At 33.7% G+C, this 17696-nt stretch carries 13 protein-coding genes; 4 read left to right on the plus strand and 9 right to left on the minus strand.

Annotation, left to right across the window (positions count from 1 at the left end; genetic code table 11):
* The first annotated feature begins 7 nt into the window (after positions 1-7).
* The 3 genes from NLJ00_RS19450 (at position 8) to NLJ00_RS19460 (ending at position 2322) form a co-directional block, all read left to right on the plus strand.
* Complete coding sequence (locus tag NLJ00_RS19450; protein ID WP_256635040.1) at positions 8-448, plus strand: response regulator; 441 nt, start codon at positions 8-10, stop codon at positions 446-448.
* A gap of 36 nt (positions 449-484) precedes the next feature.
* Entirely contained in the window at positions 485-1732 is a 1248-nt protein-coding gene (locus NLJ00_RS19455) for a hybrid sensor histidine kinase/response regulator (RefSeq protein ID WP_256635041.1), read from the plus strand.
* A 107-nt stretch (positions 1733-1839) separates the two neighbouring features.
* Positions 1840-2322, plus strand: coding sequence for a hypothetical protein (locus NLJ00_RS19460; RefSeq protein WP_256635042.1), 483 nt, complete (start codon positions 1840-1842; stop codon positions 2320-2322).
* An 11-nt stretch (positions 2323-2333) separates the two neighbouring features.
* On the opposite strand, the gene NLJ00_RS19465 is transcribed toward NLJ00_RS19460, so the two are convergent.
* The 9 genes from NLJ00_RS19465 to NLJ00_RS19505 form a co-directional block, all read right to left on the minus strand.
* The gene (locus tag NLJ00_RS19465) at positions 2334-3722 is read right to left on the minus strand and encodes an MATE family efflux transporter (RefSeq protein ID WP_256635043.1); all 1389 of its coding nucleotides are present in this window, start codon (positions 3720-3722) and stop codon (positions 2334-2336) included.
* A gap of 225 nt (positions 3723-3947) precedes the next feature.
* Entirely contained in the window at positions 3948-5747 is a 1800-nt protein-coding gene (locus NLJ00_RS19470) for an IucA/IucC family protein (RefSeq protein WP_256635044.1), read from the minus strand.
* Between the two features lie 10 nt (positions 5748-5757).
* On the minus strand, positions 5758-6354 hold the full coding sequence (locus NLJ00_RS19475; protein WP_256635045.1) for a GNAT family N-acetyltransferase: 597 nt from the start codon (positions 6352-6354) through the stop codon (positions 5758-5760).
* Between the two features lie 10 nt (positions 6355-6364).
* Positions 6365-8752, minus strand: a complete 2388-nt coding sequence (locus tag NLJ00_RS19480; protein WP_256635046.1) for a GNAT family N-acetyltransferase — start codon at positions 8750-8752, stop codon at positions 6365-6367.
* 217 nt (positions 8753-8969) lie between these two features.
* Positions 8970-10085: a heparan-alpha-glucosaminide N-acetyltransferase domain-containing protein gene (locus NLJ00_RS19485; RefSeq protein WP_256635047.1), complete on the minus strand. Its 1116-nt coding sequence runs from the start codon at positions 10083-10085 to the stop codon at positions 8970-8972.
* A gap of 2 nt (positions 10086-10087) precedes the next feature.
* The gene (locus NLJ00_RS19490; protein ID WP_256635048.1) at positions 10088-11419 is read right to left on the minus strand and encodes a lysine N(6)-hydroxylase/L-ornithine N(5)-oxygenase family protein; all 1332 of its coding nucleotides are present in this window, start codon (positions 11417-11419) and stop codon (positions 10088-10090) included.
* Between the two features lie 6 nt (positions 11420-11425).
* Entirely contained in the window at positions 11426-12958 is a 1533-nt protein-coding gene (locus NLJ00_RS19495; RefSeq protein ID WP_256635049.1) for a pyridoxal phosphate-dependent decarboxylase family protein, read from the minus strand.
* Positions 12959-13130: 172 nt separating this feature from the next.
* Positions 13131-13664, minus strand: coding sequence for a response regulator transcription factor (locus NLJ00_RS19500; protein ID WP_256635050.1), 534 nt, complete (start codon positions 13662-13664; stop codon positions 13131-13133).
* Between the two features lie 280 nt (positions 13665-13944).
* The gene (locus NLJ00_RS19505; protein WP_256635051.1) at positions 13945-16332 is read right to left on the minus strand and encodes a TonB-dependent receptor; all 2388 of its coding nucleotides are present in this window, start codon (positions 16330-16332) and stop codon (positions 13945-13947) included.
* Positions 16333-16892: 560 nt separating this feature from the next.
* Between NLJ00_RS19505 and NLJ00_RS19510 the strand changes: the two genes are divergently transcribed.
* Positions 16893-17678 (plus strand): hypothetical protein, encoded by a 786-nt coding sequence (locus NLJ00_RS19510; RefSeq protein WP_256635052.1) that lies wholly within the window; start codon positions 16893-16895, stop codon positions 17676-17678.
* Positions 17679-17696: the final 18 nt, after the last annotated feature.

Below are 17696 nucleotides of genomic sequence, written 5' to 3' on the forward strand. Positions count from 1 at the left end.
TATAAAAATGGATTACGAAGATATTGAAATTTTATTTGCCGAAGACAGTATAGAAGATGCCTTACTGACAGTACGTGCCCTTAATAAAAGCGGCTTTACCAACAAACTCCTGCATGTTAAAGATGGTGCTGAAGCACTTGATTTTTTATACTGCAGAGGAATTTATTCTGAAAGGAATCCAAAATTGCATCCAAAACTTCTTCTTTTAGATTTAAAAATGCCAAAGATGTCCGGAATTCAGGTGCTTGAAAAGGTTAAAAGCGATGATATGCTTAAATCTATTCCGGTTGTCATTCTTACCTCTTCTCAAGAAGATCCTGATATTGCAAAATGCTACAGTCTTGGTGCCAACAGCTACATTGTAAAACCGGTAGACAGTAATAATTTTTTTAATGCAATAAAAGAACTTGGAATGTATTGGATGATATTGAGCCAGCCAGCCAATTAGGGATTTAAGTACTATACCCAGCAACGATTCTCACAAATGAAAAAAGATATTAGAGCATTGATATTAGAAGACAATACATCTGATGCAGATTTATTAGTCCGCCACCTGACAAAATCAGGACTCACATTTGTGTCAAAAATCGTTGATTCAAAAAAAGTTTTTGAAGAATCTCTTGGCACATTTTTACCGGATATTATATTATCAGATTATTCACTTCCTTCATTTGATGCTGTTTCTGCATTTAAAATGATAAAAAACAATAACCTTAATATACCTTTTATAATAATTTCGGGCACAATTGGGGAAGAGAATGCAGTCATGCTTATAAAAGAAGGTGTAACGGATTATGTTTCTAAAAGTAATTTTTCATCCCTGACTCAAAAAATAATTCGTGCCTTGAAAGAAGCCGAAGAATTAATTCAGAAAGAAGAGCTTGTTGAAAAACTAAAAATACAGACTGCAGCATTGCTTAAAGCAAATAAGGAACTGGAACTTCAAAATGCGGAAAAGGAAAAAAGAGCAGTTGAATTATTGAATGTAAATAAAGAACTGCTTGCCTTTAATTTTATATCCAGTCATGATTTGCAGGAACCACTGCGAAAAATTCAGACTTTCATTTCTATTATTATGGAAAAAGAGATGGAAACGATGACTGAAGCGGGAAAAAACAATTTAAAACGAATACATGTCTCCGCAACAAGAATGAGGCAGCTTATAGAAGATTTACTGAATTTTTCAAGAGTAAGTATTGTGGAACATCCCTATGAAATGAATGATCTGAGTACTATTATAGAAGATGTAAAATCAGAACTTTCAGATACCTTATATCAAAAAAATGCTGTTTTTAATGTAAAGCAATTAATACCTGTATGTATAAGACCATTTCAATTTAGACAGCTTCTTTTTAATTTAATCAGCAACTCATTAAAATTCTCTATTCCAAATAGTGAACTACATATAACTATAGAATCCACTATTCTTAAATATAAGGAATTCAGCCTGCTTAATCTGCCCAATAGTCCACAAGTATGCGATTATTGGAATTTTACTTTTAAGGATAACGGAATTGGCTTTGAACCACAATACAACCAGATTGTCTTTATTATATTTCAAAGACTCCATCATATTGAAGAATATTCAGGAACAGGAATTGGTCTTGCTATTGTAAAGAAAATTGTAGATAACCATAATGGAATTATTACAGCAGACGGTAATTTAAATGAGGGAGTTACATTTAATATCTATATTCCCATAATTAAGCAAAATCTTCAGTATCTTAATTAATTATTCCAATTATGATATCAAGATTTTATAAAATTACAAATGCTATTATGTAATATCCCAACTTTAAAAATAAACTAAATTTGAGAGGAATATTAAAAGATAAACTAATGAAAAATATATCCATACTCTTATTATCCATTCTCTTTTTTTCATGTCAGAAAAAAGAAACTAAAATCGATTCTGTCCAAACCTCAGATTCAATTGCTGCAAAAGATACCGTTGTTGTAAAGCAAAACAAAGAAGAGAATAAACAAATTGGTGATACTATTTTCATGAATTTAAAGAATGACCAAAATCTTTATATTGCTGAAGGCACTTTAGATTCTATTCATTCGAGAGTATATGTGAAATTTAAAAATGAAGATTTAGGTGAATTGAATGGAAAGATTATCCCAGCCGGAGGAAAAGGAAATATTCGTTTCAATCAAATTATTTCTCCTGATAAAAGCTCAGATGGCCCTTTTGGAATTGATATAAAAACCAGCCTTGAACAAAAAGGAAAATATATTTTGGTAATTGGACATTCGCAAATGGCTGATAATCCGTTTTATGGTAAATTCACGGTGCAGCTTGAGACTAAAAAGAAATAAATTAAATTTTCTTAAACCAAAATCCTCTTCCATCGTCCTCTCCTATACACAATTACGCTCAAAATCGTAATCAAAGTTTCGGCAACCGGAATTGCGATAAAAACGCCTGTTGGTCCCATTTCATAATAATGCACTAACAGATACGCAAACGGAACCTGAAAAATCCAGAATCCTAAAATGTTGATCCAGGTTGGTGTCCAGGTATCTCCTGCTCCATTAAACGTATTGTTTAAAACCATTCCGAGTCCGTAAAAAATAAAACCAACGCTCATAATCTGCAAAGCGTTTACGGCGATTCTGATAATGATGGGATCATTTGTAAAAAACGAAATCAAAAAATGCGCACTGAAAAAGCAAACCAACATAATGGTTCCCATAAAAATCATATTGTATTTGGCGGTTTTATAAACGGCTTTTTCTGCTCTTCCAATTTCATCTGCACCTAAATTTTGTCCCACTAAAGTTGCAACGGCATTACTTAATCCCCAAGCCGGGAGAATGAAAAACATCATAATTCGAATCGCTGTTTGATAACCTGATGAAGCATAATCTCCGCCCGTTACAGCAACTAAATTAGCCAGGAAAATCCAGCTGCAGGAAGCAATCACGTATTGCAAAACACCGGGAGTTGCGAGTTTTATAATGCCCTGAATTAATTTGTAATTCGGCAGAAAATAATTCCATTTGATTTTTAAAATTCCCTGTCCGTAAAAAAGGAAATAACATTGATACAAAACTCCTATTCCCCTTCCAATTGTGGTTGCAACAGCCGCGCCGGTAACGCCCATTGCGGGAATAAACCAAAATCCGTTAATGAGAATTGGACATAAAATGATATTCGAAATATTTGCAATCCATAAACTTTTCATGGCGATTATGGCATTTCCTGCACCTCTGAAAATTCCGTTAATCAGGAAAATCAGCATCACAAAAATACTTCCTGCCATCATGATTCTGGTATAATTTACGCCATAAACTACCGCAGGTGCAGAAGCGCCCATTAACAAGAGTATTTCTTTGGCAAAAATAAATCCTCCTAAACTGATAAATACATTTATGGCAATTGCAATTATAATGGCTTGTACACCAGATTTTGTAGCTTCTTGGGTTTGCTTTTCACCAATACGCCTTGCGACAATTGCCGTTGTTGCAATACTGATTCCGATGGCAATTGAGTAAATAATAGCAAAAACAGATTCTGTTAAACCTACTACCTGAATTGCATAATTACTTTCTTTTAAATGTCCGACAAAATACAAATCGACTAAAGCAAAAACAGATTCCATCGCCATTTCCAGAACCATTGGAATTGATAAAATCAGGATTCCTTTTTTGATGCTTCCTTTGGTGAAATCAAATGATTCTGCAGTATGTAATATTTTTTTTAAACGTTTGAACATAGTTTTTTTATTGCCACAAAGGCGCTAGGGCGCAAAGTTTTATTTTTAATCTTTGTGATGTTATAATCTCGCAAAGTCGCAGAGTCGCAAAGTTTTTTAGCCCAATCTTGTCATTTCGACGAAAGAGAAATCTTCGCGAGAAGCTCTACAAAGATTGGCGATTTTCTTTGCGGAGATTTCTCCTTCCTCGAAATGACAAAAAAACGTAGACTTTGCGAGAAATGACTAAGCAGTAACCGAATCCAGCTTTTTGCTAAATACAGCAACAGGATTTGTCAATTTTCCAACAAACTGAAGACTGTCAATAGGATCTGCCAAATCAAGCATTTGTTTGTTGTTACGTAATTGCAAACGGTTCAGGCAGCACGAATCAAATTCAGGAACAAACAAGTTGTATTTTTTAAATTGTTCCTGCAAATGCGGATGAGCTGACTGATATTCGTGAATGCAATCGGCGACGTCAGACCAGAAATCTTCTTCGGAAAGTGTTTTGGTTTCGGATAAAATGGCGGAAAGAAAACGGAAATAAAACTGAAAAACATCATTAAAAATGCATAGAATTTTCAACGGTTCTTTCATATCAATATGAATACGCTTTACTTTTTCCGGTAACGGAATTTCTCCATTAAAAACCATCACTTCCTCTGTAATATCTTTCATAATTGCTTTTACGGGAATATGATTTTCTAAAACTAAAATCAGGTTTTCACCGTGTGGCATAAAAACCATTTCGTGTTCGTAAAAACAATGCAGTAATGGCGAAAGATAAGCATCTAAATAATGACCGATCCAGACTTTTGCGCTTATTCCTGATTTTTGAATCAATTCTGATACAAAAGCATTTCCGGATTGATCAACGTGCAATAAAGCCGCCATTGTCATGATATGTTGTCCTTTTTCTAATTTCGGAATCGGGCTTTCGCGCCATAAAGTGGCTAACATTTTATTGTGTGGAATACTTCGGCCCAAAGGTTCGTACAAGAAATTGCGATAGCCAATTGTGGCAACTTCACCTAAAAGTGTAAAACCTTTTTGCTGTAAATACGCATCGTTTTCAACTAAGTCTGCAACCCATTTGGTAATTGCCGGCGTACTTTCCATATAATAAGGAGAAAGTCCGCGCATGAATCCCATATTAATTACAGAAAGCGCCGTTTTCGCATAAAATTTCTCCGGTGATGAAGTATTAAAAAAAGTTCGAATCGATTGTTGTGCCGAATATTCGTCATCGCTATAACCCAGACAAACCAAATGGTTTTCGGAAATATCGGGCGCAAAAATCAAAGCGAGTTTATTAAACCATTGCCATGGATGTACGGGAAAGAAATAGTAATCGTCAATATTCAAATCCTGAGATTTTAATACATTTTCGAACGCAGTAATGTTTTCTAGAGACAATTCCTGTTGCAACACTTTTTGATAATCTAATGTTTCAATTGCCGTAAAAGTCGCTTTGTTCCTATGTCCTGCAATCCATAATAATTTTACGGGTGCATTGGCTTCTGGAGAAAAAGTCGCAAAATCATCAATATTAAAACCATTTTTACCGCTGTTGGCCACAAAACATGGATGTCCTTCGGTCATGGCGTGTTCGATTTTTTGATAATCTAATTCCAGTAAATCTTTCGATGTATATTTTTCGTTCGCGATTTTATAGGCCGTGCTGTATAATGTGCTGGTAATTTCTTCTAAATAGGTTGGCAATAAACTTTCACTGATTCCTAAAACGTCTTTAAATTCAATAATAAATTCTAATAAACGTAAAGGCGATTTTTTTCCTTCTATTGTCTTTCGAATAGAATCTACAGCAATTGACCAATGATTTAAAGCTAAAATATTGGCTTCAAAAGTATATTCAAGTTTTTTATCGGGCGAAGAAATACTGTATGAATTTGAAACTTTTTTTTTCGGAAGAATCAATAATTCGTGTGCAAATTCACTTAAGGTTTTCTTTAGCAGAATGACATTTGCTTTGTCCCAATTCTCCTTCGTTAAATGCTGTATATTTTGGGTTGGTATTTTCATTTGTTTTAAATTAAACCTGTTGTAATGCCTTGTAATAATCCTCACGTGTACAAAATTCCAAATGTGCTTGTTTATGAGGCAAATCCAGAACACGCTGAAAAACAAATCCGGCTCTTTTATTCAATAAATGAATTTTGTGATTTCTGGCATCTGGTTCAACCACAATTCTTTGGTTTTTACCATCGCTGAAAATGAAATCAAGAATCACGGTAAAAATATTCCACGTAAAATTCGGAATTGGTTTTTCTGATGGTGCAACCAATATATGCATGCCTTTATCTCCTTTTTGCGATTCGTAATATTTGCCTACAATGTCATCTTCAGGATTATAACATTCCAATAAAAAAGCGACATTGTTATTAAATTTTCCAATATAAACCTGCGCTTTTTCCTGAATATTATAGTAAGTGTTTTTTACTTCTTCTACAGAAAATCCGTTCATTTCCCAATAAACTGCGTATTCACGGTTTACCCAATTGTGAATCAACGGAATATCGAGTTCCATATCAATCGGACGCAGCTCAAAAACGCCTAAACCGGGAATTGTTTTTACAAAAACAACATCAGCAACGACATCATTTTCAGGATGAGTTATTATACTATTCATCTTTAAGGAATTAGGCTATTATTTTTTTATACGGAGCAATTGGGTTTTGCAGTTTTCCCTGAAATTGTAACAATGCCACAGGATCGTCAAGATCGATCATGGTTTTGTTATTATTCAATTGTAAACGGTTCAGGCAGGACAGCTGAAATTCATTGGCAAACAAATCGTATTGCTCGAACTTAGCTTCCAGTTGCGGATTTTGTTCCTGATAATTAGAGATACATTCTGCTACTAATTCCCAATAACGATCTTCGGAATAATTATCACTTGAAACCAAAATTGCGGACATGAAACGGAAAAATCCATCAAAAACATCAATAAAAATGGAAAGTAATTTTACATCTTCGGGAACTTCAGCATAAATTCGGTCAATGTTTTTCGGAACAACAACATCAGGATTCAGGATCACGGCCTCTTCGGTAATATCTTTCATAAACGAACGAACCGGAACGTGGTTTTCTAATCCTAAAATAAGGTTTTCGCCGTGCGGCATAAAAACCAAATCGTATTGATAAAAGCAATGCAATAACGGGCTCAAGTAAACTTTGAAATATTCGGTAAGCCAATTGTCTATTGATAATCCCGAAGCTTTTATAATTTCAGATAACAACGAATTACCGTCTTTATCCAAATGTAAAAATGCCGCCATTGTCATTAATTGTTCGTCATTTTTAAGTTTCGCTACGGGACTTTCTCTCCATAAGGAGGCAATCATTTTATTGTACGGATTGTGTTTCCCAAAGCTTTCAAAATACGGATTTATGTAACTTACAGAAGCCACTTCGCCCAACATTCCGAAACCTACTTTTTGCAAATATTGATCGCCGCTTAATACTTGATCCAGCCATTCTGCCATTTCAGGCGCTGTTCCTAAATAAAAAACCGGTAAACCTCGCATAAAGCCCATATTCAGGATCGAAAGCGATGTTTTAGTATATAACTTTTTAGGATTGCTTAAGTTGAATAATGTTCTGATCGATTGCTGTGCCTGATATAAATCGGGTCCGTAACCTACACAAATCAGTTTTTGTTTAGCAATTTCAGGCGAAAACAAATTAGCTAGTTTATTGAACCATTGCCACGGATGCACGGGAATAAAGAAATAATCGTTTGGATTTTGCCCTTTTTCTGAAATCGTCGCATTGAATTTTGATATGGTTTCTGCACCTAATTCTTGTTGAATTAAAGTGTCGTAATCCAGTTTTTTAGTTCCGGCATAAACCGTTCTGTCGCGGTGTCCGGCAAGCCATAAAATCCTGAACGGGTTTCCGGCTTCGGGCGCATAGGCTTTGTAATCCATGCTGTTGTAACCAATTCTTCCGTTATTGGCCACAAAACCCGGATGACCTTCCATCATGGCTTGTTCAATGGTTTGAAAATCAGAATTGGCAAGCGATTTTGAAGTTGAATTTTCCTTTAATAATTTGTAACAGCTTCCGTAAAGTGTGCTGATAATTTCTTCTAAATAAGAAGGAATCAATTGTTCTGAAATCCCTAAACTAGTTTTGAATTCCTGAATAAAATCTACAGCGTCTAAAGGAATTAATGCTTCATTTTTATATTTTGAAATCGAATTTAATTCAATATTCAAATGATTCATTGCCAATAATTCTGCTTTAAAAGTATACTTAACCAAATTGTCATCAGAAAGCAATGAATATGTATTTCCAGATTCTAAAATTGGTTCAATTAAAAGTTCATGCGAGAACTCACAAATGGCTTTTTTTACCAATAAACGATTGGCTTTTTCCCAAACTTCGGGTTGAATATGTGTGATGGCTTTTTCGGGAAATTCTAATTGATTTTCGTTATTCATTTCGGTATAATTGAGGTTAAATGAATCTATTTTTTTAATAAATTGTTCTCTTGTACAAAAGGCTAATAATGCGGTTTTGTGTGGTAAGTTGACAACATCGGCATCTTCAAAACCTACGCGGTGGCAGATATCGAACATTTTTTTGTTGCGAATGTCGGGCTCGACCAATATTCTTTCGATGGTAAGATCTCTGAATATAAATTTCATGATGCTCGAAAAAATATGCCATGTAAACTGATGCACCGGTTTTGTTGATGGCGCTACAATAATATGAATGCCGCAATCGTAATCCTGAACGGTATAATAGTTTCCGATAATATCTTGTTTTGGATTGTAGCGTTCTAATAAAAACGAAATTTCTCCATTAACAAGTCCGATAAAAACATCCGATTCTTTGGTTATTTTTTCATATTCTGATCGAACTTCTTCAAGATTTTTTCCCTGCATGCCCCAATATTGTGCATAATCACGATTGACCCAATCATGAATTACTAGAGCGTCGTTTTCCAGTTCCAAAGGGCGAAAATCTATCACTCCAAAATTCGGAATTGTGGTTGAATAGATAGGTTTATATGTGCTCATTTGATTTTAGATTTTAGGTTGTTGATTTTAGATTTTAATCATTGCGTGTAATTTAAACACATAGAAACATAGTTTTAATAGCTTAAAAAGTCGTTTCACTTCAAATAAAACACATAGCTATGTGAAAAAATGTAGATTTTCTAAAACATGCTTCAATCTTAATAAAAAGAAATCTATGTTTCTATGTGTTTAAATAAATTACGTACAATTTTTGATTCTAACTATTTACAATTAATTCATTGCTGTCTTTATTACTCCATTTGGTTTTAAAAAGTGTTTTGATTCCATTATAAACCAAATGAATACTTATACTTGTGGCAATTACTACTGGGAATAAACTTAAAACAAACCATTGATCGTGTTCCCAAAAACCTAAAACATACATGCCCCAATTGATCAAAACCCATTGAATTACATATAAACTTGTTACGTGTTTACTGCAGAAAGTCAATAAATTAAACACTGGATTATTTTCCTTAAACAGCTTAACAATGATGTTCACAAACCAATATAAAACAAGGTTTGTTCCGAGTAATAAAATGCTTCCGCCAGGTCCTAAATGGTAATAATCTCCAAAATGATATTCTGGATTTGAGAAGTTTAGAATTCCGCCAACAGAAATAAAAGCTAAACCAACAAATAACATTTTCTTAAAAAAGACTTCCTGATTTTCGTTGAGTTCTTTGTACCATCTTCCCAAAAACATTCCGATTAAAATGAAAGCGCTCCATGGGAAAACCGGGAAATAAACGTTAAACTGATTGCTGAAAAGTAAATCGCAGATATAATCCAAGCCCACAATTCCGACTCTGAAACCACTTAATTCTTTAGAAATCGAAATAATCAATAAAGCCACAATTAACGGAACATATTTACTTTTACTAAAGTGATTAATAAGCCCCATAATAAACAAAGTGATTCCGGCCAATTGCAAAATATCACCTAAAAGCAAAAAGAAGATTCCTGTTTGTAATGTGCCAGATTGTAAACCATAAGCCGAAATAAAAGCTTCGGGAAGTCCGCCAAAAATAAATTCAGGAACCAGAAATTTTAAAATATTCATTCCGTAACCAACTGCCAGAATGTATAAAGCTCTTTTGCAAACGGCCAGAAAACTTTGTCGTCTTGATAATACAAAAGAAATTCCCATACTGACCAAAAACATCGTTGTTCCGCGGCCTAACCATAAAATAATTTCTCCTAAAACAGTGTTGGTTTGTGTGGCGATTGTACCATAAATAAGCATGGTGTGTACCATCATCATTAAAATGACACTTGTTCCTCTGGCAAAATCTATTGCCAAAACTCTCTTTTTTTGTTGTACTGTTTCCATAATTATGCGATGGTTTCAAATGCCGGAGATTCAATCACTTCTGTTGCGGGAACTCCAAATTCCTGAAAAGCAATTTTGGTTTCTACAGCATAATGCTCCACTCCGGTAATTTCTTTAATGATGTATGAGTTTCGGTAACAAGCCATTCCTAAATCGGGTGTTACAAAACCATGTGTATGTAATTCAGCGTTTTGTACAAAAACTTCGTTCCCATTATTGTCAATTGAGTAATTTCTGTTCGTTGCAAAACGACCTTTTTCGTCCCATTGAATTCGGCTGGCGATTCCTTCTAAAAATTGAGGTAATTTATAACCGTAACCCGTTGCTAAAACTAATGCATCGGTTTTGTGACGGTATCTTTTATCTTGCTCCACCTGATGCAATTCTAATTCAAAAGATTGATTCGTTTCATCGTAAGTTCCTTTGGTACAAGCGGCATTTGTTCTTAAATTCACATCAATCTCCGTAATTACTTTTTTGCTGTAAATGGTATCGAAAATGGTCGCAATCAAATCTTTATTGATTCCTTTGTACAATAATTTCTGATTCTTCAACAAATGATCTCTTTTGTCTGATGGAAGATTGTAGAAATAATCTACATATTCCGGAGAAGTCATTTCAAGCGTTAACTTGCTGTAATCCATTGGGAAAAATCTTGACGATCTTGTAATCCAGTTTAACTGATATCCATAAACATCAATTTCCTGCAATAAATCGTTGAAAACTTCGGCAGCACTTTGTCCGCTTCCTAAAACCGTAATTGATTTTTGCTTTTGTAACTCAGCTTTATTTTGAATATAAGCTGAGGAATGAATGGCTTTTCCTTTTAGAGACTGACAAGATTTTGGAATATGCGGTGCTGTTCCGGTTCCTAAAACAATCTTTTTGGTTTTGTAAATTGTCGCAGCATTTGTTTTTGTAGAAAGTGTAGTTACAATATAAAGCTGCTGATTTTCATCATATTCAATCGCTGTAACTTCGGTGTTAAAATAGATATTGGGTAACTTTTTAATTGCCCATTGACAATATTGATTGTATTCATTTCTTAATAATAAAAAGTTTTCGCGAATGTAAAAGGAATACATTTTTCCTTGTTCTTTGATATAATTCAAAAAACTAAACGGACTTGTTGGGTCTGCCAAAGTCACTAAATCTGCCAGAAACGGAATTTGTAAAGTGGTGTCTTGCAGCAACATTCCCGGATGCCAATTGAAGGATTCATTTTTATCAAAAAATAATCCGTCAAGGTTTTCAATTGGTGCGGTTAAACAAGCCAGACTTAAATTGAAAGGCCCTACTCCAACGGCGATGAAATCGTATATTTTGTTTTGCATTTTATTTTAATTTTTTAATGAATATTCATTTCCGTGATATACAATCAAATCGATGATTTCTTCAATGTCTTTTGGGGTTGTTAACGGGTTTAATAAAGTGAATTTGAGGAATACTTCGTTGTAGACTTTTGTACTGGTAATGATGGCTTTACCTTCGTTAAAAATGGCTTTACGAATGTAACTGTTGATGCCGCAGTATGAATTTTCATTTCCGGTAAAAGGCGTATAACGAAATACAATTGCGCTGATTTCAGGTTTATGGATTATTTCGAAATCGTCTCTATTTCTCAATAAATCTGCGGTGAATTGCGCATTGGTAATTGCTTTTTCCATATAAGAACTCAAACCTTCCGTGCCAATCATTCTCAATGTAAACCACAATTTTAAAGCATCAAAACGACGTGTTGTCTGGATTGATTTTTTGACCATGTTTGGAATTCCTTCGTCTTCCTGCTCTTTAGAATTCAGATAATCCGCGTGGTATTTGATATAATCTACAAATGATTTATCTCTCATAAAAAAACCGCTTGAACTTACGGGCTGATAAAAAGTTTTGTGATAATCTATGGTAACAGAATCTGATAATTCGATTCCGTTTAATTTTTCTTTATGAAGATTGCTGATTAATAAACCGCCGCCGTAAGCTGCATCTACGTGAAACCAAATGCCGTTTTCACTGGCAATTTCAGCAATTTCTGCCAATGGATCTATAGAACCAAAATCTGTTGTTCCTGCAGTTCCCACAATCGCAATTGGAATATTTCCTAAATCTTTTTGTTGCTGAATTACCTTTTTTAAGGCGCTTGTATTCATCTTAAAATCAGGATCTACAGCAACAGGAATTACGGCATTTTGTCCTAAACCTAAAAGACTTAGATTTTTCTTTAAACTAAAGTGGCTTACTTCTGAACACAAAACCCTAAATTTTGAAGATTCAGGAGGAAGTCCGTCCATTTTCGGATCAATTCCGTAGTGTTTTTTAATGTAATGATCTCTTGCCAAAAGTAATCCCATCATGTTCGATTGTGTTCCTCCGCTGGTGAAAATTCCGTCAGCGTTTTCAGGATAACCTAATTTATCTAACGTCCATTCTACCAACTTTAATTCGATAAAAGTTGCTCCCGTACTTTGATCGTACGTATCCATCGAAGAATTTAAAGATGATACAAAAGCTTCTGCCACAAGTGTTGGCGTTAGAATGGGGCAATTAAGATGTGCTATGTATTTGGGATTATGAAAATGAATACAATCATCTAAATAAATATCTTTCAATTCATCCAAAACATAATCCAGGCTTTTTCCTCTCTTATTTTCTTCAAGATAAATGTTGTCGATTCTTTGCTTAATTGTCGAAATACTGGTTCCGGTAAATGGTGTATCTCTTTCTTTTAAATGATTTCCAATTGTTTTAATGGCCTTTTTCATGCTTTTCTTATAAATCCCAATTGATTTATTGTTGTTAGAAAAAATATGTTTATCGTGCGCATTTTCAATTATGACTTCTTGCAGTATTGTTTCTAATTTTTCTTGTGCCTCCATTGTGGTATTTTATTTAGATTAATTCTAAAGAATAATTTTCACAAATGTAGATTTGTACGAAAATTAAATCAATACCATAAAAAAGGGAAAATTATTTCTATAATTGAGGTAGTTAAAATACCTCAATTATAGTAGGAAATAAAGCATAAAATTTACTTAAATAATGCGAAAATTACTTTATTTTTTTCTCTAAAGCATAAAGTATAAGTTCAGAAGTAGTATGTCTGCCTGTTTTTTTCATAATGTTTTTTCGATGTGTCCTGAAGGTATGGATACTGATAAAAAGCTGCGATGCTATACTTTTTCCGTTGTTTCCCTGTGCTATTTGTTTCAGGATTTCAAACTCTCTTAACGTCAGTTTTTCATCACTTTTAGAAGTGGGCAAAGCAAAAACATCAATAAATGTGTTTAAGGTTTTGGGACATATATAACGTTCTCCGTGCTGAATTTTATATAAGGCATCAAAAATGGTTTGTTCTTCACAATCTTTTGATATGAAGCCGTTTATATTTTCTTTTAAGAAGCTGTCAATGGTTTGTTTATTCTTAAAATACGAAAGGATTATTATTTTGCATTTGGGATAATTTGTTTTAATAATCCTGAGATCATCATCATAAAACAAAAAGATATTATTAGGATCAATAATCAAACATTCTATATTATTTTTATCCAAACACTTAAACAATTCTTCTCTTGAATTTGCCACTTTTAAACTGGGTGTTTTTACCAACTTTTTAAGTGTGTGCCTCAGTCCAATTATGTGTAGGTTTTCGGAATCGGCCAAAAGGAAATTTTTCATTTTACTATTTAGATTTAGTCTAAACAAAAGTAATATAAAAATAAATATTATGCATATATTAAATGTAAAAAAAATAGTTTTTTTCTTATAATCATAATAGTTTTTTGTGATAAGCTGAATGTACTAAAACAAAAAAAGCCCGGACATTGTCCGGGCTTCTTTACTATTATTTTGCTTTTAAATTCGCTTAGAATTTATACGCTATGCTTCCCATTAATGTACGTGGAGCCTGAACGTTTATTGTTGAATAACCATTAAAGTATAATTCGTCTGTAAGGTTATTTACTTTTAATGATACTCTGTATTTAGGCTGATCGTAATACAATGCAGCATTTACTACAGAATATGAAGGAAGTTCAAAAGTTTCAGTTGGTCCAGCATTGTAAACGTATGTAGCATCTCCATAGTTACCACCAAATCCTAAACCTAATCCTTTTAGTTTTGTTGTTTGAAGGTTGTAGCTAAACCAGTAGTTAATTAAATTTTCCGGCCCTGCAGTTATAGGTCTTAGATCATTTAACTCAGAATCATTTTTTGCATAACCCACAAGTAAGTTTAATCCAGGGATTGGGTTTGCTGTAATTTCTAATTCAAAACCTTTACTAAATTGTGTACCGTTTTGTATGCTTGCATTTGGTAAGCTTGGGTCAGAAGTTACGATATCTTTTACTTTGATATTATAGTAACTAATTGTAGCACTTAGTTTATTTTGGAAAGCATTTGCTTTAACACCAAACTCAAACTGGTTTGCTCTTTCAGGATCAAATTGTTTCAATACAAGAGAACCTCCTTCATTTGCACTTGCAAATCCAACGTTTTTAAAACTATTTTGGTAGTTACCAAATACTGATAACTGATCTTTTAAGATTTGAAAAACGGCACCAAATTTTGGCGAGAATGCATTTTGAGAAAATTTGCCAGCCTCTGTACCTGAAAGAGGGTCAAATGATCCTTGATTTTCAAAATGATCAAAACGTACTGCTGCCGAAAGAATTAATCTTTCTGTAATGTTAATGGCATCTGCAACATATGCACTGTAAGTTGTTACCGCGCTGTTGCTGGTATATGGATCATTATCATTTCCAGAAATCCTATTCCTTACATTTGTTGGATTAAAGTCATAATAATTAGCTGCAGTTCCTGTATAATTGATTACATCATACGCAGCATAATTTTTGATATTTTTGAATACTAAATTATTTGAACCGTAATAAATATCACCACCTACTAAAAAGCGGTTTCTCATGGATCCAATGTTGAAATCACCATTAAAGTTTTGTTGGAATTCGATAGCATTATCTCTACCATTTGCATCCCATGCATTTCTTGATAATTGTTGGTTTGGTAAAAGGTAAAACCATGTTTGCAAACCAGTTGCTTTATTAGAACTGCTGCTAAATACAGTTTGTGAAGTCCATTTTTCAGACATTTGGTATAAAGCCTGTGCAAAAACATTTAATGTTTTAGTATTCATCACAAATTCGTCTCCTAAAAATGATCTTTTAAAGTTGATGTCAAGATCTTTAGCATTGGTTACTCCTAACCCAGATGGAGCTGCACCAAAATAAATTAGAGGCATACCTGAGTTATCCTGATTTCCAATTTCAGCATCAATAGAAATAGTAAGTTTATCATTTACTTTATAAGAGAAAGATGGCGCTACGAAAAAGCTTTTTGAGTAACCGAAATCCTGAAAAGTATTGGCATTTCCAAAAGCAGCATTTAATCTGAATAAAGCTGTATTGTCGTCGTTGATTGGAGTATTAACATCAGCAGTTAAACGGTTGAAACCGTAACTTCCGTTTTGGTATGAAACTTCTCCTGCAAAAGTTTCAAAAGGTTTTTTAGTTACACGGTTGATTAATCCTCCGTATGAAGAAACTACGTTTCCAAAAAGTGTTGCAGATGGCCCTTTTATAACTTCAATTCTTTCAAGGTTCACAGCATCTGTATTACTGTTTACTTTTCCGGCAAGACCATTTCTTACTAAACTTTGTGTTGTAAATCCACGAAGTGAATACCAAGAAGCTCCGTCACCTGCACGGTTAGTAGCTGCCCATAATTGGTATAAACCCGGAACGTTTTTTAAAGCTTCGTCCTGGTTTGTTACTAACTGGTCTTTAATTAATTCTTTAGTTACAACATTGTAAACTTGTGAGTTTTCAAGGTTTTTAACAGACATTCTAGATACATACTGACTTTCTGCTTTAGTATACTTGTTTGCATTTCCTTTAACAAATACTTCTGTCAAGGCTTCAGATGTTGTGATCAATGTAAAGTTTACCAAAAGTTCTTTTCCTGCTGTAACAGTAATGATTTCTTCTTTAGGTGAAAACCCTACTACAGAAGCCTTTAGTGTATAATTCCCCGGTCTAATGTTTTTGATTTCGTAATTTCCCTGAGCATCAGTAACGGTTCCAATCTTTGTTCCTTTTAAAGTTACAGAGATATTATCGGCAATTTCATCATTCGATAATGAAACCGTACCTCTAATTGTACCTGTCTGTGCAAATGAAGCAGCGCCCATAAGCAGCATAAAACAGCTCAATAGCGGAAGTAGTATTTTTACTTTCATGTTATTTAGAATTATTTTTAATAGCGCAAATTTATGTGTTGTGTTAAAACAAACCAAATTATTTGTATTTATTCCAAATAATAATAACATAAATAGATTTTACTGTTTATTTGTCAATTTTTTAAACATAAAAAAGAAGAATCTCTTTTTTTTAACGAAAATCGGCCAATTAATTAATGTATAAAAAACACGTTTGCGAAAGATATGCGACAATTTTGAAGTATTTAAGTCCTTATTTTATCCTAAATCATTTAGTGCAATAATCTGTGGGATTTTTGGGTAAAAAAAGGGTGTTTATACCCTTTTTTCATTTCTTATATTGTGATAAATTTGATCCATATTTACATAATATACTTACAATCAGCAAATTATTTATTCTCATACGCACCTACAAAGAGAATATTCTACATGCCTTCTTTTTACTATATGCTTAATTATTTCGTATGCCTTTGCATGAATCAGGCAGCATAACGTATTCATTGCCCTGCCCTTTTATTTATAAAACTTTTGAAATTAAAATAACGATATCAAATGAATTAATAAATTAAAAACCAACGATTATGAGTTCAATAGTACCACCAGACAAGAAGGCTAATTATGAAAAATTATTTGCTTCCTGTATTATCAGAGAGGCTAAATATCCTGAAATTGATAAACTAGTTGAGAAAATGGCCGCGAATAAAAGCAGATATCAAGCTGTGGGAGATCCGTTAAATATTCCCTGGTATGTCATTGCAATAATACATTGCATGGAAGCTAGTTTAAGGTTTGATACTCATTTACATAATGGCGATCCCCTTACCAAACGTACCGTTCAGGTTCCTGCAGGGCGCCCAAAAACAGGAAATCCTCCATTTACATGGGAATTTAGTGCTAATGATGCTTTAGTTTTTGATAAACTAAACTTATGGACGAATTGGGAAATTGCCGGAATTCTCTATAAACTGGAATTATTTAATGGTTTGGGTTATTATAGACAAGGTATTAATTCGCCTTATTTATGGAGTTATTCGAATCATTATACAAAAGGAAAATATGTTAAAGACGGAAAATATGATCCGAATGCAGTTTCTAAACAATGCGGTGCTGCGGTATTGCTGCGACGTTTGAGTGAGCAAAAACTCATAACACTTCCTAATGGTCACATCGTAGAACAAATATTAGCGCAGGGCAATAAAACATTGTATTACACTGGAACAGTAACCAACGAAGCCAAAGAATTGCAAACGCTGCTTAATAAAGCCGGAAGTATATTAAGAGTGGACGGAAAAGCAGGCGAAAGAACCTCATCTGAGTATTTTAAATTCAGTAAAACATATTTAAAAGGAGATCCTAGAAGAGCTTGATATTTTAATTAATTGAAA

Origin of the sequence: Flavobacterium panici (assembly GCF_024499525.1) — a bacterium.
GTDB classification, from domain to species: domain Bacteria; phylum Bacteroidota; class Bacteroidia; order Flavobacteriales; family Flavobacteriaceae; genus Flavobacterium; species Flavobacterium panici.